General features: G+C 71.7%; 18 protein-coding genes. 5 read left to right on the top strand and 13 right to left on the bottom strand.

Annotated features, from left to right (window positions below):
- Positions 1–53 precede the first annotated feature (53 nt).
- The 3 genes from ACZ55A_RS03690 to ACZ55A_RS03680 all read right to left on the bottom strand — a co-directional run bounded on the left by ACZ55A_RS03690 (position 54) and on the right by ACZ55A_RS03680 (position 2,943).
- Positions 54–752, bottom strand: coding sequence for a DUF4097 family beta strand repeat-containing protein (locus tag ACZ55A_RS03690; protein WP_468832588.1), 699 nt, complete (start codon positions 750–752; stop codon positions 54–56).
- A 147-nt stretch (positions 753–899) separates the two neighbouring features.
- Positions 900–1,961 (bottom strand): aldose epimerase family protein, encoded by a 1,062-nt coding sequence (locus ACZ55A_RS03685; RefSeq protein WP_468832587.1) that lies wholly within the window; start codon positions 1,959–1,961, stop codon positions 900–902.
- 70 nt (positions 1,962–2,031) lie between these two features.
- Positions 2,032–2,943 (bottom strand): SGNH/GDSL hydrolase family protein, encoded by a 912-nt coding sequence (locus ACZ55A_RS03680; RefSeq protein WP_468832583.1) that lies wholly within the window; start codon positions 2,941–2,943, stop codon positions 2,032–2,034.
- 322 nt (positions 2,944–3,265) lie between these two features.
- Between ACZ55A_RS03680 and ACZ55A_RS03675 the strand changes: the two genes are divergently transcribed.
- On the top strand, positions 3,266–3,760 hold the full coding sequence (locus ACZ55A_RS03675) for a DUF3145 domain-containing protein (RefSeq protein WP_468832579.1): 495 nt from the start codon (positions 3,266–3,268) through the stop codon (positions 3,758–3,760).
- A gap of 127 nt (positions 3,761–3,887) precedes the next feature.
- Positions 3,888–4,778, top strand: coding sequence for an NAD(P)-dependent oxidoreductase (locus ACZ55A_RS03670; RefSeq protein WP_468832575.1), 891 nt, complete (start codon positions 3,888–3,890; stop codon positions 4,776–4,778).
- Positions 4,779–4,853: 75 nt separating this feature from the next.
- Here ACZ55A_RS03670 and fabF read toward each other — a convergent pair whose 3' ends face one another.
- The 5 genes from fabF to ACZ55A_RS03645 form a co-directional block, all read right to left on the bottom strand.
- Positions 4,854–6,116, bottom strand: a complete 1,263-nt coding sequence (gene fabF / locus ACZ55A_RS03665; protein WP_468832572.1) for a beta-ketoacyl-ACP synthase II — start codon at positions 6,114–6,116, stop codon at positions 4,854–4,856.
- A 79-nt stretch (positions 6,117–6,195) separates the two neighbouring features.
- Entirely contained in the window at positions 6,196–6,444 is a 249-nt protein-coding gene (locus tag ACZ55A_RS03660) for an acyl carrier protein (protein WP_030991425.1), read from the bottom strand.
- A 106-nt stretch (positions 6,445–6,550) separates the two neighbouring features.
- On the bottom strand, positions 6,551–7,597 hold the full coding sequence (locus ACZ55A_RS03655) for a beta-ketoacyl-ACP synthase 3 (protein ID WP_468832567.1): 1,047 nt from the start codon (positions 7,595–7,597) through the stop codon (positions 6,551–6,553).
- Positions 7,598–7,610: 13 nt separating this feature from the next.
- Positions 7,611–8,573: an ACP S-malonyltransferase gene (locus tag ACZ55A_RS03650; protein ID WP_468832564.1), complete on the bottom strand. Its 963-nt coding sequence runs from the start codon at positions 8,571–8,573 to the stop codon at positions 7,611–7,613.
- An 89-nt stretch (positions 8,574–8,662) separates the two neighbouring features.
- Entirely contained in the window at positions 8,663–9,847 is a 1,185-nt protein-coding gene (locus ACZ55A_RS03645; protein ID WP_468832562.1) for a PucR family transcriptional regulator, read from the bottom strand.
- A 57-nt stretch (positions 9,848–9,904) separates the two neighbouring features.
- Between ACZ55A_RS03645 and ACZ55A_RS03640 the strand changes: the two genes are divergently transcribed.
- Positions 9,905–10,600 carry a pirin family protein gene (locus ACZ55A_RS03640; protein WP_468832559.1) on the top strand — a complete coding sequence of 232 codons (696 nt, stop codon included), beginning with the start codon at positions 9,905–9,907 and terminating at the stop codon, positions 10,598–10,600.
- Between the two features lie 43 nt (positions 10,601–10,643).
- Here the strand turns inward: ACZ55A_RS03640 and ACZ55A_RS03635 are convergent, their stop codons facing one another.
- Positions 10,644–11,465 carry a serine hydrolase domain-containing protein gene (locus ACZ55A_RS03635; protein WP_468832555.1) on the bottom strand — a complete coding sequence of 274 codons (822 nt, stop codon included), beginning with the start codon at positions 11,463–11,465 and terminating at the stop codon, positions 10,644–10,646.
- Between the two features lie 156 nt (positions 11,466–11,621).
- Between ACZ55A_RS03635 and ACZ55A_RS03630 the strand changes: the two genes are divergently transcribed.
- A complete protein-coding gene (locus ACZ55A_RS03630; protein ID WP_468832551.1) occupies positions 11,622–12,101 on the top strand; it encodes a MerR family transcriptional regulator in 480 nt (159 codons plus the stop codon).
- Positions 12,102–12,108: 7 nt separating this feature from the next.
- Positions 12,109–13,134, top strand: coding sequence for an aldo/keto reductase (locus ACZ55A_RS03625; RefSeq protein ID WP_468832548.1), 1,026 nt, complete (start codon positions 12,109–12,111; stop codon positions 13,132–13,134).
- Between the two features lie 127 nt (positions 13,135–13,261).
- Here ACZ55A_RS03625 and ACZ55A_RS03620 read toward each other — a convergent pair whose 3' ends face one another.
- From ACZ55A_RS03620 to ACZ55A_RS03605, 4 genes are all read right to left on the bottom strand, one after another.
- Entirely contained in the window at positions 13,262–14,500 is a 1,239-nt protein-coding gene (locus tag ACZ55A_RS03620; RefSeq protein ID WP_468832546.1) for an acyltransferase family protein, read from the bottom strand.
- 77 nt (positions 14,501–14,577) lie between these two features.
- Positions 14,578–15,744, bottom strand: a complete 1,167-nt coding sequence (locus ACZ55A_RS03615) for an alpha/beta hydrolase (RefSeq protein WP_468832543.1) — start codon at positions 15,742–15,744, stop codon at positions 14,578–14,580.
- A gap of 191 nt (positions 15,745–15,935) precedes the next feature.
- On the bottom strand, positions 15,936–16,616 hold the full coding sequence (locus ACZ55A_RS03610; protein WP_468832539.1) for a response regulator: 681 nt from the start codon (positions 16,614–16,616) through the stop codon (positions 15,936–15,938).
- A complete protein-coding gene (locus ACZ55A_RS03605; RefSeq protein WP_468832535.1) occupies positions 16,613–17,989 on the bottom strand; it encodes a sensor histidine kinase in 1,377 nt (458 codons plus the stop codon). Before ACZ55A_RS03605 ends, ACZ55A_RS03610 begins: the two co-directional genes overlap by 4 nt.
- Positions 17,990–18,090 lie beyond the last annotated feature (101 nt).

Genomic DNA, 18,090 nt, shown 5'->3' with positions numbered 1-18,090 from the left:
AGCCCCCGCACCCCCTTCATGACAAGCCCACCCCCGTCATGAGGTCACTGCCGTCATGAGGTCACCACCGACACATTCCCGCCGCTCGTCCGCGCCGTCACCTTGTGCGGGGACTGCGGGTCCCTCGGCACGGAGACCTTGCTGGTGCCGCCGCTCGTCGAGGCATCCACCGCGTAGGAGCCCTTCGGCAGACGGATGGTGACATTGCCTCCGCTGGTCCGCCCCGAGACCTCGTCCGGCGCCGAGGTCAGCGCGACATCCACATCCCCGCCGCTGGTCTTCACCTTCGTCGCACGGGCCGTGGAGTCCGTGACGGTGATGTCGCCGCCGCTGGTCTCGGCGGTGATCCGGCCCGCGGTGCCACGGATCGTGACGTCCCCGCCGCTGGTGTGCAGATCGACCGAGGCATCACGCGGCAGCAGCACCCGGTAGTCCACCTCGCACTTGCGCCCCATACCGCAGTCCTCGGCCTTGAGCGTCAGCCGGCCGTCCTTGAGTCCGTGCGCGGGAGTGGGCTTGCGGTCGTTGTATCTGTACTTCTCCCGCACCTTGACCGATCCACCGGCGTCGACCGGCACCACTTCGATGTTGCCGCCGTGCGTCGTCGCCGACAGCGCGGTCACCTTGCCGTCGACCGTGTACGTACGCTCCGCCTCCTTCGTCGGGCCGAATCCGGACAGCGAGCAGCCGGTCACCAGCACGGTCAACACCGCACAGGACAGAGCGAGATGAGGAGCGCGGAGGCGGGCCATGGCGATTTTTCTCCCGGGGCAGGCAACGAGTCGGAGCGGAACGAACCGATCACGACCATCTTCGGCCTCCGGCGCCGCCCGGTCGTCGCCGCAGGGGATGACCTTGTCGTCACCGCACGGTATGACTCGCCCCTAAGGGGCTCGTACTCAGGCGCCCGCCGCACTCCGGGGCCGGACCGAGAATCCGTACACGGTCGTGGAGCGGTAGCGCTCGCCAGGCCGCAGTGTCGTGCCGGGAAATTCCGGGCGGTGCGGGGAGTCCGGGAAGTGCTGCGTCTCCAGGGCGAGACCGGCCGCCGGTCCGTAGGGGACCCCTGAGAGGCCGGTCAGCGAGCCATCGAGGTGGTCCGCGGTGTACAGCTGTAGACCGGGCTCGGTGGTGGCCAGCTTCAGCACCCGGCCGGAGCGCGGATCGGACACCTCCGCGACCACCCGCGGCTCCTCGGTCACCCCGCCGTCGAGCGCGAAGTTGTGGTCGTAGCCACCGCCCACCGCACGCGCCGCCCGGAAGTCGAACCGGGTACCGGCGACCTCGACGGGCCCGCCCGGCACCGGAATGCCGGTCGCGTCGAAGGGCGTGTAGCGGGACGCCGCCAGCCGCAGCCGGTGCCCGGTGGCGCTGCCGCTGCCGTCCCCGCCCAGGTTGAGATAGGTGTGGTTGGTGAGGTTGACGACCGTCGGGGCGTCGGTCCGCGCCCGGTAGTCGATCCGCAGTGCTCCACCGTCAGGAAGGGCCGCCAGCGTGTACGTCACCTGGACGTCCAGATTGCCGGGGAAGCCCTCCTCACCGTCCGGGCTGACCCGGTGCAGCGTCACCCCGCCCGCCACCGGCCGGGCGTCCCACACCATCCGGGAGAAGCCGCGCGGCCCGCCGTGCAGGCTGTTGCGTCCGTCATTGGGCGTCAGCGCATACGTCCTGCCGTCGAGGGCGAAGGACGCCCCGGCGATCCGGTTGGCGTACCGCCCGACGAGCGCACCGAAGTACGACCCGCCGTGCGCGGCGTACGACGCGACATCGGCGAAGCCCAGCGCCAGTTGCGCCGGCGTCCCGTCCCGGTCGGGGGCCTCGATGCTCTGGACGATCCCGCCGTAGGTCAGGATCCGGACCCGTAGGGCGCCCGGCCCCGGGCCGGTCTCCAGGGTCCAGCGGTCGATCCGGCTGCCGTCGTCCAGCGTGCCGAAGGGTTCCCTGCTGACCTGCGTGTTCATGACCGCGACCCTATGCCCGCGGCCGTGCCGCCCACCGTCCGGACCCCGCGCCCGGCTACCGGCCCGTTTCCTACGACTCCTTACGGGTGATGGTGCGGAACGCCAGCTCCGCCAGCTCCTTCTGGCCGCCGGCGCCCGGATGGAACCAGTCCCAGGTGCTCAACTGCCGTCCGGTGAAGCGGTAGTCGAAGACCGAGCCGTCGAACCGGCACAGCGGGTCCTTGCCGCACTCCTGCGCCAGCGCCGCGTTGTACGCCATGACCCGGTCGCGTACCGCTGCCCGGCGGTCCTGCGCCGACTTCGTCAGATCGTCCGGATCGCGCAGCATCGACCCGCAGATCCCCAGCTTCCAGACTTCCTTGCCGAGCGGGTTCTTGCGCCCTTCGGACCACAGCCGCAGCAGGTCGGGCACCGCCGCGACATACACCTGGGTGTGCGGCAGGGCGCGCCGCAGAGACTTCAGGGACCGTGCGAAGTCGGCGCGGAAGGCGGCCTTCAGGGTCATCGCGGCCACGTTGGGCCGGCAGGCGTCATTGGCGCCGATCAGCACCGTGACCAGCTCGGGCTTCTGCGCGACGGCGGAGGCGACCTGGTCGGGCAGATCGCTGATCAGGGCGCCGGTCTTGGCGAAGTTCCAGCTGTGTGTGGCAGGGCTTTTGACCAGCCGTCGGGCGAGGCTGTCGACCTTGGGGTCGGTGCCGGTGGCCCAGGAGACCGCGGGGCACTCGGAGAGGACCTTGCAGGCGTCGAAGCCGACGGTGATCGAATCGCCGAGCGCCGCGATCGAGCCGGGGTCGGTGCGCCAGACGGGGCCCTGTTTGGCGTGCCGCTTGGCCGACGCGCCGGAGTGCGGGCCGGCTGTACCGTCCGCACTACAGGCAGTGAGGGCGATCAGCAGCGCGGTAGCGGCGGTGACGGTGCGTGAGAATCGGTGGCCGAAGCGGCCGTTCGGGAGCCGAAAGGGCCGATCGATCTGCGTCATCCCCTGTCCCCTCCGGCGTGCGAGTGATATCTCTTCGGGTACCGACGGTACGTCACCCCCTGACCGTCACCGCGGGGTAGCTTTGCCCCGTGCCTGGCGGACGGTAACCCAAAGTGACAAGTGCAGTCGGCACAGACAAATTACATCACGTCATTTCCTGTCCCTTTTGCGGCAAATTCCGCCTAATGGTGTTTACTGTAGGTCACCTCGCATGCTGGTGCCGAAGTGATCACTGGGGCAGAATGACAACTGTCCCGGCCGCAACCGGAACGGGCACGAGGCCGCTGGGGAAGGCGAACCTCGAACCGCACTGGAGGTCCCGGTGACGACACGTGGAGTTCTGTACGTCCACTCCGCTCCGCGCGCGCTGTGCCCGCACGTCGAATGGGCCGTGGCGGGCGTCCTCGGCGTGCGCGTCAATCTCGACTGGATCCGCCAGCCGGCGGCGCCGGGCACCTGGAGAGCCGAGTTCTCCTGGCAGGGCGAGGCCGGTACCGCCTCCAAGCTCGCCTCCGCGCTGCGCGGCTGGCACCTGCTGCGCTTCGAGGTGACCGCGGAACCCTGCTCCACCGCCGAGGGCGAGCGCTACAGCTCCACCCCCGACCTGGGCATCTTCCACGCCGTCACGGGCATCCACGGCGACATCCTCATCCCCGAGGACCGGCTGCGCGCCGCCGTCGCCCGCTCCGCGCGCGGCGAGACCGAACTGGCCGCCGAGGTCGCCAAGCTCCTCGGCAAGCCCTGGGACGACGAACTGGAGCCCTTCCGGTACGCCGGCGAGGGCGCCCCCGTGCGCTGGCTCCACCAGGTCGTATGAGGAGTGAAGCGCCCGTGCGCTGGCTCCACCAGGTCGTATGAGGAGTGAGGCGCCCGTGTGCGACAGCCCGTCGGCGACACGCGGCAGCCGTTGCTCTGGAGCGCGCTCCAGCGCCTAGCGTGCCGCCATGGCCGACAACAACACTCCTGGTGCCCTCTCCGTAGCGGTGCTGGGCACCGGAATCATGGGCGCGGCGATGGCCCGCAACCTCGCCAGGGCCGGTCTGGACGTCCGCGCCTGGAACCGTACGCGTGCCAGGGCCGAGCCGCTGGCCGCCGACGGGGTGCGGGTCACCGGCACCCCCGCCGAGGCGGTGGACGGCGCAGAGGTGGTCCTCACGATGCTGCTCGACGCGGACGCCGTCCTCGGGGCGATGCAGCAGGCTGCCCCGTCGCTCGCGGCCGGCGCCGTCTGGCTCCAGATGAGCACGGTGGGGACCGAAGGGCTCACCCCGCTGGTCCGCTTCGCCGACGAGTACCGGCTGCGGTTCGTCGACTGTCCCGTCCTGGGTACCAAGGCGCCCGCCGAAAAGGGCGAGTTGACGATCCTGGCGGCCGGTCCGCAGGACGTACGGGAGCGCGCCGGGCAGGTCTTCGGTGTCATCGGGAGCCGCACCCGGTGGGTCGGTGAGCACGGCGCGAGCGGGGCTGCCAGCCGCCTCAAGCTCGTCGTCAACACCTGGGTGCTGACGCTCATCAGCGGTACGGGTGAGAGTCTCGCGCTCGCCAAGGGGCTCGGGGTCGACCCGCGCGACTTCCTCGCGGCGGTCGCCGGCGGGCCGCTCGACACGCCGTATCTGCGGCTGAAATCCGAGCTGATCCTGTCCGAGAACTACCCGGCGAGCTTCACGGTGTCCGCGGCGCGCAAGGACGCCCGCCTCATCACGGAGGCCGCCAGGGACGCCGGCGTACGGATGGACCTGGCGGAGGCCGCCGCCGAGCGCTTCCGGCGCGCCGAGCGGCAGGGCTACGGCGAAGAGGACGGCGCGGCCGCGTACTTCGCGAGCTTCGCGGACTGAGAGCGAGCTTCGCGGACCGGGACATGCCGAGGGCCCGCCCGGTGAGTGTCACCGGACGGGCCCTCAGTGCGTGTGTCAGACCGTACGGAAGGCGAGCACCACGTTGTGGCCGCCGAAGCCGAACGAGTCGTTCAGGGCCGCGATCCGGCCCTCGGGCAGCGGGCGCGGCTCGCCGCGCACGATGTCCGCCTGCGCCTCGGGGTCGAGGTTGTCGATGTTGATCGTCGGCGGGGCGAGGCGGTTCTTGAGCGCGAGGACCGTGGCCACCGTCTCGATACCGCCGGCGCCGCCCAGGAGGTGACCGGTCATCGACTTCGTGCTGGTGATCGCCATGTGGTCGACGTCGTCACCGAAGGCCTTGCGCAGCGCCTTGAGCTCGCCGACGTCACCGGCCGGCGTCGAGGTCGCGTGCGCGTTGACGTGCACGATCTCGGCGGGCTTGAGGTCGGTGTTGTCGAGCAGGTTCTGCAACGCCGCCGCGATGCCGTTGCCGGACGGCTCGGGCTGCGTGATGTGGTGGGCGTCGGAGGAGATGCCCTGGCCGACGGCCTCCGCGTAGATCTTGGCGCCGCGGGCCTTGGCGTGCTCCTCGGACTCCAGGACGATCACGCCCGCGCCCTCGCCGAGGACGAAGCCGTTGCGGTCGACGTCCCAGGGGCGGGAGGCGCCCTGCGGGTCGTCGTTGTTCTTGGACATCGCCATCATGTTGCCGAACGCGACGATCGGCAGCGGGTGGATGGCGGCCTCCGTGCCGCCCGCGACGACGATGTCGGCGCGGCCCGAGCGGATCATCTCGATCGCGTAGCCGATGGCCTCCGCGCCCGAGGCGCACGCCGAGACCGGCGTGTGCACACCGGCGCGGGCGTTGAACTCGATGCCGACGTTGGCGGACGGCGAGTTGGGCATCAGCATCGGCACGGTGTGCGGGGAGACGCGGCGTACGCCCTTCTCCTTGAGCACGTCGTACTGGTCGAGCAGGGTCGTCACGCCGCCGATGCCGGACGCGATGACCGCGCCGAGCCGGTCGGGGTTGACCGACGCGTCCTCGCCCGCCTTGGCGGTGAAGCCCGCGTCCTTCCAGGCCTCCTGGGCCGCGACGAGCGCGAACTGCGCCGAGCGGTCGAGCTTGCGGGCCTGCGGGCGCGGCAGGATCTCACTGGGTTCTACGGCGATCTGTCCGGCGATGCGGACGGGCAGATCGGCCGCCCAGTCCTGCTCCAGGACGCTCACACCGGAGCGTCCGGCGAGCAGGGCCTCCCAGGTCGAAGCGCTGTCGCCACCCAGCGGTGTGGTTGCGCCGATACCGGTGACGACCACGGTGCGATTGGTCGCGTTCACGGGAATTCTTACTCCACGGGTAGAGGGGTCTGAATCGACGGCGCCACCGCGGGGTGGCGACATGCGCGGGAGAGCTGGATCAGCTCTGGTGCTTCAGGATGTACTCGGTCGCGTCGCCGACCGTCTTGAGGTTCTTGACGTCGTCGTCCGGGATCTTCACGTCGAAGCGCTCTTCGGCGGCGACGACGACCTCGACCATGGACAGCGAGTCGACGTCCAGGTCGTCGGTGAAGGACTTGTCCACCTGGACGTCCTCGGTGGGGATACCGGCGATCTCGTTCACGATCTCGGCGAGACCGGCGACGATCTCTTCCTGAGTGGCGGCCATGATGGCGCTCCTTCGGTCATTTTAGGGGGAAACTGCGTTACTTGTGGTGAAGATCCGTGCGGCGGCCGACACATCCGAAGACGTACGGCACTGCGCAGATCTTGCCCTACGGGAGGGTAACGACCGTCGCGGCGTAGACGAGACCCGCCCCGAAGCCGATGACCAGGGCGGTGTCGCCGCTCTTGGCCTGACCGGTCGCCAACAGCCGCTCCATGGCGAGCGGAATGGAGGCGGCCGAGGTGTTGCCGGTGGTCTCCACATCGCGGGCGACCGTCACGCTCTCCGGCAGCTTCAGAGTCTTCACCATCGAGTCGATGATCCGCATGTTGGCCTGGTGCGGGATGAAGACGTCCAGGTCGTCCGGGCTGACTCCGGCCGCGTCCAGCGCCTGCTGGGCGACCTTCGCCATCTCGAACACCGCCCACCGGAAGACCGCTTGGCCCTCTTGGGTGATGGCGGGGTATCGGATCTCCTCCGGAGCCGGCCGCGCTTCGGGGCCGTCCCCTCCGGGGAGAGGGGTGGAGCGGTAGACGTCCCAGCCGAGGGTCTGCTTGATGGTCTCGGACTTGTCGCCCTCCGAGCCCCAGACCGTCGGGCCGATGGCCGGCTCCTTGGCGGGGCCGACGATCACCGCGCCGGCGCCGTCACCGAAGAGGAAGGCCGTCGCACGGTCCTCCAGATCGGTGAGGTCCGACAGCCGCTCGACGCCGATGACCAGGACGTACTCCGCGCTGCCCTCGATCACCAGGCCCTTGGCCAGGGTCAGTCCGTAACCGAAGCCCGCGCAGCCCGCCGAGATGTCGAACGCGGCCGGCTTGCCGGCACCGATGCGGTGCGCGATCTCGGTCGCGATGGCCGGGGTCTGCTTGAAGTGCGAGACGGTGGAGACGACCACGGCGCCGATCTGCTCGGGCGTGATGCCGGCATCGGCGATCGCCTTGCCGGCCGCCTCGACCGACATGGTCGCGACGGTCTCCTCTGGGCCGGCCCAGTGGCGGGTCGCGATACCGGACCGCGACCGGATCCACTCGTCGGACGAGTCGATGTGCTTGAGGATCTCCTCGTTGGGCACCACACGGGTCGGCCGGTAGCCGCCGACACCCATGATCCGCGCGTACGGGGCGCCCTTCGAGGGCTTGATCTTCGAGGTCATGCGCTTCGGACTCCTATTCGGCCGGTGCAGAGCCTGCGGTGACGGCTGAGGGCACGTCGGCGAGCAGCGTGCGGGCCGCGTCGAGGTCCTCGGGCGTCTTGAGGGCGAGGGTCTGCACACCGGGCAGCGCACGCTTGGCCAGGCCGGTGAGCGTACCGCCGGGAGCGGCCTCGATGAGCGTGGTGACGCCGAGCTCCTTGAAGGTCTCCATGCACAGGTCCCAGCGCACCGGGTTGGCCACCTGGCCCACCAGCCGCTGCACCAGTTCCTGACCGGAGGAGACCAGCTGCCCGTCCTTGTTGGAGACGTAACGGGTGTGCGGATCGGCCACCGACAGCTGGGTGGTCGCGGATTCCAGGGCCGAGACGGCGGGTGCCATGTGGTGAGTATGGAACGCGCCGGCCACCTTCAGCGGTACGACCCGGCGAGTGCCTTCCGGCTTGTTCTCGACCAGCGCGGCGATCTGCTCGGCGGTGCCCGCGGCGACGATCTGGCCGGCGCCGTTCACATTCGCCGGGGTCAGGCCCAGCCGCTCCAGATGGGGGAGCACGACGGCCTCGTCGCCACCCAGGAGGGCGGCCATACCGGTCTCGGTGACGGCGGCGGCCTCGGCCATCGCCTGGCCGCGCCGGCGCACCAGCTTCATCGCGGCCTCGTCGGAGACCGCACCGGTCAGCGCGGCGGCGGCGAGCTCACCGACGCTGTGGCCGGCGGCGGCGCCGACCCGCGCGGTGAAGTCTTCGTCGGTCGCGAAGAGCTGGCGGGCGGAGATCAGGGCGGAGGCGACCAGCAGCGGCTGCGCCACCGCGGTGTCACGGATCTCCTCCTCGTCGGCCTTTGTGCCGTAGTGGACCAGGTCCAGGTCGATGGCGGCCGACCACGCACGGAGCCGGTCTTCGACACCGGGGAGGTCGAGCCAGGGGGTCAGGAAGCCGGGCGTCTGAGCGCCTTGGCCGGGAGCGACGAGTACGAGCACCCTCACACTCTCTCTTGTGGGTGGTTCCGCCCGCCCGTGGGGACAAGGACGAAGAACCATCGGGGGAATTGTTGGTCTCCGACAAAAGTCTAGGGTTGTCCCTCACCGTCAGCCAGACGCCCCAGAATCAGTGCGATACGGAGGGTGAACGCCGAGCGCACATCGGAGGGTGACCAGCCGGTGACGTCCGTCACACGTCGGAGCCGATAGCGCACGGTGTTGGGGTGCACGAACAGCATCCGGGCAGCGCCCTCCAGACTGCTCGCCTGCTCCAGATAGACGCTCAGCGTCTCCAGAAGAGCCGACCCCGCTTCCTCCAGCGGTCTGTAGATCTCCTCCACCAACTGCTCCCGCGCGACCGGGTCCGAGGCCATCGCGCGCTCCGGCAGCAGATCGTCCGCGAGCACCGGACGGGGGGCGTCCGGCCAGGCGGCGCACGCCCGCAGTCCGGCGGCCGCTGCCTGCGCGGAGCGGGTCGCCGCCAGCAGGTCGGAGACCACGGGGCCGGCCACCACGGGACCGGCCGCGTACGGGCCGATCAGCGCCTTCGCGGCCTTGAGCGGATTGTCCGAGCCGCCCGCGATCACCACCAGGCGGGAGCCCAGGACGCCGGTGAGCACCTGAAGCTTGGCGTGCCGGGCGGCCCGCCGGATCGCCTCGACGGTCAGTTCACTGTCCCCGTCGGGCGCGGTGCCCAGAACCACGCACACATGCTCGGGGGAGTTCCAGCCCAGCGCCGCCGCCCGGGAGACCGCGCCCTCGTCGGCCTCTCCCGAGAGGACCGCGTTGACCACCAGGGACTCCAGCCGGGCGTCCCACGCACCGCGCGCCTCGGCGGCCTGCGCGTACACCTGGGCGGTGGCGAAGGCGATCTCCCGGGCGTAGACCAGCAGCGCCTCACGCAGTACGGACTCGTCACCGGGGGCCGCGACCTCGTCGATCGCCGCCTCCATGACCTCGATGGTCGTCCGGACCATCTCCACGGTCTGGCGCAGGGTGATCGCCCGGGTCAGCTCGCGCGGTGCGGTACCGAAGACATCGGTGCTGATCGCCTGTGGGGTCTCCGGATGCCGGAACCATTCGGTGAAGGCGGCGATACCGGCCTGTGCCACCAGGCCGATCCAGGAACGGTTCTCCGGGGGCATCGCGCGGTACCACGGCAGCGTGGCGTCCATACGGGCGATGGCTGCGGCGGCCAGTTTGCCGGACGAATTCTCCAGGCGGCGGAGGGTCGCGGAGTGCGGGTGCGCGTCGCGCGATGCGGGTTCAGACACGGGACAAGCCTGCACTATCGGGGCGAGGGGGTGAGGGGGCGGGGCTACGGTGGGCCAATGATTCAGGTGCGCAGGGGCGTGGAACGCTATCGGGGCGGCGATCCGGACGCCGGGATCGAGTCACTGCACGCGTTCTCCTTCGGGCCCCACTTCGACCCGGACAATCTGCGTTTCGGCGCACTCATCGCCTGCAACGAGGAGCGGCTGGCGGCCGGCGCCGGCTTTGACGAGCATCCACACCGCGACATCGAGATCGTGACCTGGGTGGTCGAGGGTGAGCTGACCCACCGCGACACCACCGGCCACGAGACCACGGTACGCCCGGGCGATCTCCAGCGGCTCAGCGCGGCGGGCGGCGTACGGCATGTGGAGCGCAATGCGGGCACCGGGCCGCTGCGCTTTGTGCAGATGTGGCTGGCGCAGGCGGCCGGCGGCGACAGCGGCTCAGGTGACTTCGGCGATGAGCCGTCGTACGAGGTGGTGCGCGGTATCGCCGACGGCACGCCGTACGCGGTTCCGCGGGCCGGTGCCCTGCTGCATCTGCGCCGGCTGGGCGACGGTGAGCGCACCGCGTTGCCGGACGCCGCGCGCGGCTATGTGCATGTGGTGCGCGGCGCCGTCCGGATCGGCGAGCAGCGGCTGGAGGCGGGCGACGCGGCGCGGATCACCGACGGGGCGGGCCTGGAGATGACGGGGCTGGGGACGGCGGAGTGCCTGGTGTGGGAGATGGGGGAGGAGCCGGCGTACGGGTGAGGCGGCGGGCCCGGACGGCGGGCCCGCCCCGGTGGTCCCGCCGTCAGGCCGGCCGCGCCAGTTCGGCCAGCACCGCGTCCGTCAGCTGCGGCCAGACCTCGATCGCCCACGGCCCGAAGGCCCGGTCGGTCAGCGCCACACAGGCGGCCCGGGCGTCCGGGTCCACCCATAGGAACGTCCCGGACTGTCCGAAGTGTCCGAAGGTCCGGGGCGAGGATCCGGCGCCCATCCAGTGCGGCGACTTGCCGTCGCGGATCTCGAAGCCCAGCCCCCAGTCGTTGGGCTTCTGGTGGCCGTAGCCGGGCAGTACGCCGGTGAGGCCGGGGTGGACGACCCGGGTCGCCTCGGCGAGCGTCTGCGGCGAGAGCAGCCGCGGCGCCTGAAGCTCGGCGGCGAAGCGGATCAGGTCGGCGACCGTGGAGACCGCGTCCTTGGCGGGGGAGCCCGGCAGTTCGGTCGCGGTCATGCCGAGCGGTTCGAGCACCGCCTCGTGCAGATACTGCGCGAAGGGGATGTCGGTGGCCTTGGCGAGGTGGTCGCCCAGCGCCTCGAAGCCGGCGTTGGAGTAGATCCTTCGGGTGCCTGGCGCGGCCATCACGCGCGGTTCGTCGAAGGCGAGCCCCGAGGTGTGCGCGAGCAGATGACGCACCGTGGACCCCTCGGGCCCGGCCGGCTCGTCCAGCTCGACCGCGCCCTCCTCGACGGCCAGCAGCACGGCGTACGCGGCCAGCGGCTTGGTCACCGACGCCAGCGGAAACCGGTGCTCCAGGGGCCCGTACGCTCCGGCCACCACCCCATCGGCACGTATGACGGCGGCCGCGGCCGTGGGCACCGGCCAGTTCTCGATCATCCGGAGGCTCTGCATGCCACGAGCCTAACGTCCCAAATTCCGGTCAAGTCTGCGCGGGATCCGCGCTTGCTTGGAGTGCACTCCAAGTCTCTAGCGTTGAGGACGTCGAGGGACATCCGGCGCAACGGCCGGCAGACAACCGGCGGAACAGCGGAACAGGGGAGACGGGGCATGACGGTAACGCAGAGCGAGCCGGTCGCGAGGAGCGCGGCCGCGCCCGGTGGACTGCCGGCCAAGTGCGACACCACGTCACCGCACCCGCGGCCCACCGGCCGGGACCGCTACACCATCAGCGAGGTGGCGGAGCACACCGGCCTGAGCGCACACACCCTGCGCTGGTACGAGCGGATAGGCCTGATGCCGCACGTGGACCGTACGCATACCGGCCAGCGCCGCTTCACCAACCGCGATCTGGACTGGCTGAGCCTGGTCACCAAGCTGCGGCTGACCGGAATGCCGGTCGCGGACATGGTCCGCTACGCCGAGCTGGTGCGGGAGGGCGAGAGCACCTTCGCCGAGCGTGAGCGGCTGCTGACCGCGCACCGCGAGGACGTACGGCAGCGGATAGCGGAGCTGCGGAGCACGCTGGACGTACTCGACTACAAGATCAACATCTATGCCGATGCCCGGCGGGCGTCCGAGAGGTTCTGAGATCACCATGAGCAGCAAGAAGATCGATGTGGTCGAGCTGGGCACCGGCGGCCCCCGGGTCGGGGTGCAGGGCCTCGGCTGTATGGGCATGAGCTTCGCCTACGGTCCGACGGACGCGGACGAGGCGCGGGCGACACTGGAGCGGGCGCTGGAGCTGGGCGTCACGCTCTACGACACCGCCGATATGTACGGCAGGGGCGAGAACGAGAAGTTCCTCGCCCCGTTCCTCCAGGCGCACCGTGACGAGGTCGTGCTCGCCACCAAGTTCGCGATAGCCCCGGACCCGGACGCCCCGGACGACATGACCCGCCGCGTCATCCGCAACGACCGGCCGTACATCCGCCAGGCCGTCGAGGGCAGCCTCAAGCGCCTGGGCGTCGACGCGATCGACCTGTACTACATGCACCGGCGGAACCCGGACATCCCCGTCGAGGAGTCGGTCGGTGCGATGGCCGAGCTGGTCGCCGAGGGCAAGGTCAAGCACCTCGGGCTGAGCGAGGTCACCGCCGCCGAACTGCGCGCGGCCCAGGCCGTCCACCCGATCGCCGCGGTGCAGTCGGAGTGGTCGCTGTTCAGCCGGGACATCGAGCAGCATGTGGTGCCGGCAGCGGCCGAGCTCGGCGTCGCCCTGGTCCCGTACTCGCCGCTCGGCCGCGGCTTCCTGACCGGTGCGTTCGTCCACGCCGACCAGGAGCTGGGCGCGGACGACTTCCGCCGTATGCAGCCCCGCTTCACGGGCGACAACGCGGCCGCCAACGCCGCGCTGCTGGAGCCGGTCCGCACGGTCGCCGAGGCGCATGGCGCCACGCTCGGCCAGGTCGCGCTGGCCTGGGTGCAGCAGCGGGCCGCGGTGCACGGTCTGCCCGTCGTACCGATCCCCGGTACCCGCAAGCGCACCCGCGTCGAGGAGAACACCGCCGCGGCCGGTATCCGGCTGACCGAGCAGGACCTGGCGCTGCTGGAGCCGATCGCCGGCAAGGTGGCGGGAGCGCGCTACGCCGACATGTCGTCGACTTCGGCGGGTCGGGAGTAGGGGGCGATCGCCTCGGGGTACGGGTCTCGCTCAGGGCCCGTACCCCGGTGGGGAGTTGAGGTCCGCCGTCCGCCGTCCGCCGTCCGCCGTCCGCTGGTCTGCCGGTCTGCCCGTCCGCCCGGCTGCGCTACGCCAGGCCCAGCGCGAACGCCCCGAATCCGGCGGCCAGTACCGCCGTCACGGTCCGGCGGACCCGGGTGACACCGGTCCAGGGCGCCTCGAAGCGGCGGGTGGTACGGCCGATCAGCAGGAGCAGGGCGGCGAACAGCGGTATCCAGGCCAGCCGGGCGAGGAGCCAGCCGAGCGTGTCGGGCGCCAGGGTCAGCCCGGGCACCGCACCCACGAGGGAGGCCGGCACGGCTGCCGTGAGCAGCGCCGTCTGGTGCCAGCACAGAATCGTCATCGCCGAAAGATTGATGATCACGACCGGCACCCACAGCGCGGGCCGGCGCAGGATCCGCGCGAGCCGGTCGCGCAGCAGGATCGCGGCACCGGACTGGGCCGCGGCCAGCGCCAGGACCAGCAGCGACGGCGGATGGGAGTTCGTCCGGTCCTGACCGGGAACGCCGACCATGCTCGTCGGATAGTGGAAGAACACCAGCAGCGCGGCGAACAGCGCGGCCCCGCCCAGGAGCAGCACCCAGGCGGCCCGTCTGCCCAGCCGCCGCTCGCCCCAGGAGACGCCGAGCTGATAGGCGAACATCCAGCCGGGGAGCAGATTCAGCAGGCTCAGCCACCCGGGCATGGCGGACGCGAGCGGCCCGTAGCGCAGCAGGTCCACCGCGGCCACGGCCGCCATCAGCGGGGCCGCCGCCCAGGCGCCCATCCGCCGCGCCGCGCGGACGCAGTACGGCGTCAGCGCGGTGACCACCGCATAGATGCCGACGAACCACAGCGGCTGGATCACCAGCGTCGCCCCGGTGCGCAGCGTCACCTCCGGCACGCCCAGGAGGGACAGCAGCGGCAGCAGCAGCGCCCATACGGCCGTCACCCCGAGCACCGGGCGTCCCAGCCGGATGAGCCGGCCGCGCAGCCAGCGGCCGGCCGGCTCGCCCCGCCCGGCGGCCCGCCGGAAGGACAGCACCGAGGCATGGCCGCCGACCAGGAAGAAGATGCCGAGCATCTGGAGCACCCAACTGGCGGGCGCAAGAAGGCCGAAGGCGGTCAGCGGGCTGGCGTTGTGCAGCGCGCCGCCGGTGTCGAGGGTGAACCCGCCGAGCAGCCAGTGGCCGGTGGGTACGGCGAGCAGCGCGAGGGCGCGCAGCCCGTCGATCGCCCGGTCGCGGTCCGCGGGGGTACGGTCCTCGATCGCGCGGACCGTGGTGCGGGCCGCGCCGCCGAGGCGGGTGAGGAGTGCGGTGTCCATGAGGCGTCCTTGAGTCCGGAACCGGTGGGGTGAACAGCGGCGGGGCGACAGCGGCGACCCGTCGGGGCGGGCGCGGGTCAGCGCACCTCGTCGTAGCGGCCCAGCACGATGGCCGCGAAGTTGCGGCGGGAGTCCGTACCGGGTGCGAGGTAGCCGGTGTGGCCCTCGGCCCGCTCGGCGGGGATCCGGCGGGCGCCGAATGCGGGGGAGACGGGGTCCGCACCGTGCCCCAGGCCCAGCAACTCGACGTGCGGGACGTCCGCTATCCAGTCGGAGGCGTCCCGCGCCGCCCAGACCCGGGCGGCGGTGGGCAGCTCCGCCACGCTCTCCCTGCGCATCCCGGGAGAGCCGAAGACGATCAGATCGGCGACCCGGCCGCGGCCCAGCCGTGGCACCGCCAGCCCGCAGACCACCGAGCCGTAGCTGTGGCACAGCACCGTCGGCGCCGGGACGCCGGTGGCGGCCAGCCCGGACAGCAGCCGGGCCAGCCGAGGCGCACCGGCCTCGGCGAGCCGCCCGGTCGCCGCGTCCGGACCGATACCGACCGGGGTGGTGTACCCGGCCCAGGCGATGACCGCGGTACGGGTCCCGCGTGCGTCGGCGGCCAGTTGAGCCCGCAGCGCCCTGGCCATACCGGTCGGTGTGCCGTACGGGTCGGTCGTGCGGTCGAACGAGCCGAGGTCGATGTCCGAGCCCGGCACGATCACGGCGGTGTGCTCAGCGGTCGTCAAGTCGCCGTAGACCTCGGCCACTTGGCCGCGTCCGCGGGGGTCGAAGGCGAGGATCCTGCGGCCCGGTGCCAGCAGTGCGGCGCAGCGCCCGGCCGCCTTCCTGGCCTGCCGGTGGTCCTGGAGGGTGCCGGCCGGGTCCGTGGCGCGGGCGAGCTGGCGGGCCCGTTCCGCCTTGAGGGCAAGGGAGTTGGCCTCGTAGCGGAGGGCCGGGGGCGCGCCGTCGAGGTTGCCGACGGTGAGCGGATGCCGGGCCGCGAGGGTATGCCGCTGGGCGTCGGTCAGGGTGGCGAAGAAACGGGCGACGGCGGCGGGCCGGGCGCGTGCCGGGTCCGGCAGCCGGACGCCGAGGGAGCGGTCGGCGCGCCAAGCGGCGGCGCCGGGCGCGGGGCCGGTGACGGCGGTCTGCGCGGAACCTGCGGCCCAGCCGCCGGTCCCGGCGACCAGCAGCGCGGCGAGCACGGCCCCGACGAGCGCGCGCCTGCTGCGGCGGGCGGCGGTGCGCAGCACGGGCATGGTGGTGTCTCCCTCTTCCGTTGGTGTGGCGGAGGGAAACGTAGGAAGAAGATCTCTGACACGGCATCACACCGCGGAGCCAACTCCCGGGTGATACCGGGGTAGGGGGTGCCGGCCGCCCTCGTCCTCAGGAAGGAAGGGCATCCCTGAGGGCACCCCCGAGGGCACCCCTGAGGGCGTGACGCGCGGCCCTAGCGCTCGCCGGGCGTCACCAGTCCCGACTCGTACGCGAAGATCACGGCCTGCGCCCGGTCCCGCAGCTCCAACTTGGCGAGCACCCGCCCGATATGGCTCTTCACGGTCTGCTCGGCCAGCACCAGCGCCTCGGCGATCTCCTGGTTCGACAGCCCCCGGGCGATCAGCTCCAGCACCTCCGTCTCCCGCGGGGTGAGGCCGTTCAGCCGGAGCGCGCCGCGGTCCTTGCGCGGCGCCGGCCGCCGGCGGGCGAAATCGGCGATCAGCCGCCGGGTCACGGACGGTGCGAGCAGCGCCTCACCGGCCGCCACCACCCGCACCGCGGAGATCAGATCGGCCGGCGGCGCGTCCTTCAGAAGGAACCCGGAGGCCCCCGCGCGCAGCGCTTCGTAGACATAGTCGTCGACGTCGAAGGTGGTCAGCATCAGCACCTTCGGCCGGTGGGTGACGCCGACCGGCGGATCGAGCAGCTGCCGGGCGGCCTCCAGCCCGTCCATCTCCGGCATCCGGACGTCCATCAGCACCACATCGGGGTGCGTACGGCGGCTCAGCGCCACCCCCTGCGCCCCGTCCGGCGCATCGCCCACCACATCGATGTCGCTCTGCGCGGCGAGCAGCGCGGCGAACCCCGCACGCACCATGGCCTGGTCGTCGACGATGATCACGCGGGTGGTCATACCGAGCCGGAATCCTTCGCTGAGAGGGGAGTTGCCGGGGAGCCCGGCGGGGAGAGCGGGAGCTGTGCGGCGACCCGGAAGCCGCCGTCGGGCAGCGGCCCGGTGTCGAGTGTGCCGTCCACCAGCCGCACCCGCTCGCGCATACCGATCAGACCATGGCCGGTGCCGGTGGTCTCCAGCGGTTCGGAGGGCGCGGGCGGCGCGGAGTTGACGACCAGGACGGTCATCCGGGAGCTGTCCGCCGCCGCCGTCACCGACACCCGGGTCCGGGCGCCCGGGGCGTGCCGCACCACATTGGCCAGCGCCTCCTGGACGATCCGGTACGCCGACAGATCCACCGCCGGTTCGAGCGCCCCGAACTCCCCGGGCAGCGTCAACTCGACCGGCACACCGGCCCGTACGGTCCCCTCAACCAGTTTCGGCAGCATGCCGATGCCGGGCTGCGGGGCCTTCTCCGGACCGCCGTGACGCTCGGTCTCCTCGCTGCGCAGCACCCCGAGCAGCCGGCGCATCTCGGCCAGCGACTCCCGGGCGGTCGCCGCGATCGACCCGAACTCCTCGGCCGCCTCCTCGGGAAGCCCGCTGAGGCGGTACGGGGCGCTGTCCGCCTGGACCGTGATCACCGACATGTGATGGGCGACGACATCGTGCAGCTCACGGGCTATCCGGGTGCGCTCCTCCAGCAGCGTACGGCGGGCCCGCTCGGCCTCGCTGATGGTCTCCTGCTCGATCAACTTCCGCTGGGCGTCGCCCCGTTCCCGCAGCGTGGCGCCCATCAGCAGCATCACCCCGGCGAGGACGAACAGCAGCACCCAGGTGCTCTCGCCTTGCTGGGGGCTGATCATCTCCGACAGGACGCCCGCCACACCGGTCGTCAGCCAGACGGCGATCAGGGTGCGGCGGCGCTCCCGCAGGGACAGCGCCAGCATCAGCGCCAGATAGCCGACGATCGCCGTCGGCGGCCAGGGCCAGGCGCGGCCCGCGACGCCGTCGGTGCCGGTCAGCGCCAGAGCGGCGACGACATCCGCCGCGAAGATCACCCACCACGCCTGAAGGGGACGGGAGACCGCGAGCAGCAGCGGCGCGCTCTGCGCGGTGGCCAGCGCGCCCGCGAGCCCGCCGGTCATGCCGTAGTCGTTGCCGAGGACATTGACGGTCGTCGGCAGCAGGGACACCGCGAACGCGAAGGCGACCAGGTACGGCACGCCGCGCAGCCAGCGGCTCTGGACGCCGGCGAAGAGCGGGGTGCCGGGCTCGGTCGGGGTGCCGAGTTCGGCGGCGAGGAGGCGCAGCGCGTGCCGTGCGGCACGCAGCGCCCTGGTGCGGGCCTGCTCGTGGGGCGCGCGTGCGGGGGTGGGAGAAGATCCGTTCATCGCGACGTCAATGTATGCGCGGCACCCGCGCCGGGGCGTCATACCAGGGGTTGGCCTTGGCCCCCGTACCACGGTATGAGTCCCCGGCCGGCGCCACCGCC

The organism is Streptomyces sp. NPDC034111, from assembly GCF_055575375.1.
Note: the sequence above shows the minus strand (reverse complement) of the source record. Positions and strands in the feature narration are given on the sequence as shown.

What these genes read in the sequence shown, in the direction of transcription:
- ACZ55A_RS03690 (WP_468832588.1), bottom strand. Translation starts at nt 752, where the DNA reads ATGGCCCGCCTCCGCGCTCCTCATCTCGCTCTGTCCTGTGCGGTGTTG.
- ACZ55A_RS03685 (WP_468832587.1), bottom strand. Translation starts at nt 1,961, where the DNA reads ATGAACACGCAGGTCAGCAGGGAACCCTTCGGCACGCTGGACGACGGC.
- ACZ55A_RS03680 (WP_468832583.1), bottom strand. Translation starts at nt 2,943, where the DNA reads ATGACGCAGATCGATCGGCCCTTTCGGCTCCCGAACGGCCGCTTCGGC.
- ACZ55A_RS03670 (WP_468832575.1), top strand. Translation starts at nt 3,888, where the DNA reads ATGGCCGACAACAACACTCCTGGTGCCCTCTCCGTAGCGGTGCTGGGC.
- ACZ55A_RS03660 (WP_030991425.1), bottom strand. Translation starts at nt 6,444, where the DNA reads ATGGCCGCCACTCAGGAAGAGATCGTCGCCGGTCTCGCCGAGATCGTG.
- ACZ55A_RS03655 (WP_468832567.1), bottom strand. Translation starts at nt 7,597, where the DNA reads ATGACCTCGAAGATCAAGCCCTCGAAGGGCGCCCCGTACGCGCGGATC.
- ACZ55A_RS03640 (WP_468832559.1), top strand. Translation starts at nt 9,905, where the DNA reads ATGATTCAGGTGCGCAGGGGCGTGGAACGCTATCGGGGCGGCGATCCG.
- ACZ55A_RS03635 (WP_468832555.1), bottom strand. Translation starts at nt 11,465, where the DNA reads ATGCAGAGCCTCCGGATGATCGAGAACTGGCCGGTGCCCACGGCCGCG.
- ACZ55A_RS03630 (WP_468832551.1), top strand. Translation starts at nt 11,622, where the DNA reads ATGACGGTAACGCAGAGCGAGCCGGTCGCGAGGAGCGCGGCCGCGCCC.
- ACZ55A_RS03625 (WP_468832548.1), top strand. Translation starts at nt 12,109, where the DNA reads ATGAGCAGCAAGAAGATCGATGTGGTCGAGCTGGGCACCGGCGGCCCC.
- ACZ55A_RS03620 (WP_468832546.1), bottom strand. Translation starts at nt 14,500, where the DNA reads ATGGACACCGCACTCCTCACCCGCCTCGGCGGCGCGGCCCGCACCACG.
- ACZ55A_RS03615 (WP_468832543.1), bottom strand. Translation starts at nt 15,744, where the DNA reads ATGCCCGTGCTGCGCACCGCCGCCCGCCGCAGCAGGCGCGCGCTCGTC.
- ACZ55A_RS03610 (WP_468832539.1), bottom strand. Translation starts at nt 16,616, where the DNA reads ATGACCACCCGCGTGATCATCGTCGACGACCAGGCCATGGTGCGTGCG.
- ACZ55A_RS03605 (WP_468832535.1), bottom strand. Translation starts at nt 17,989, where the DNA reads ATGAACGGATCTTCTCCCACCCCCGCACGCGCGCCCCACGAGCAGGCC.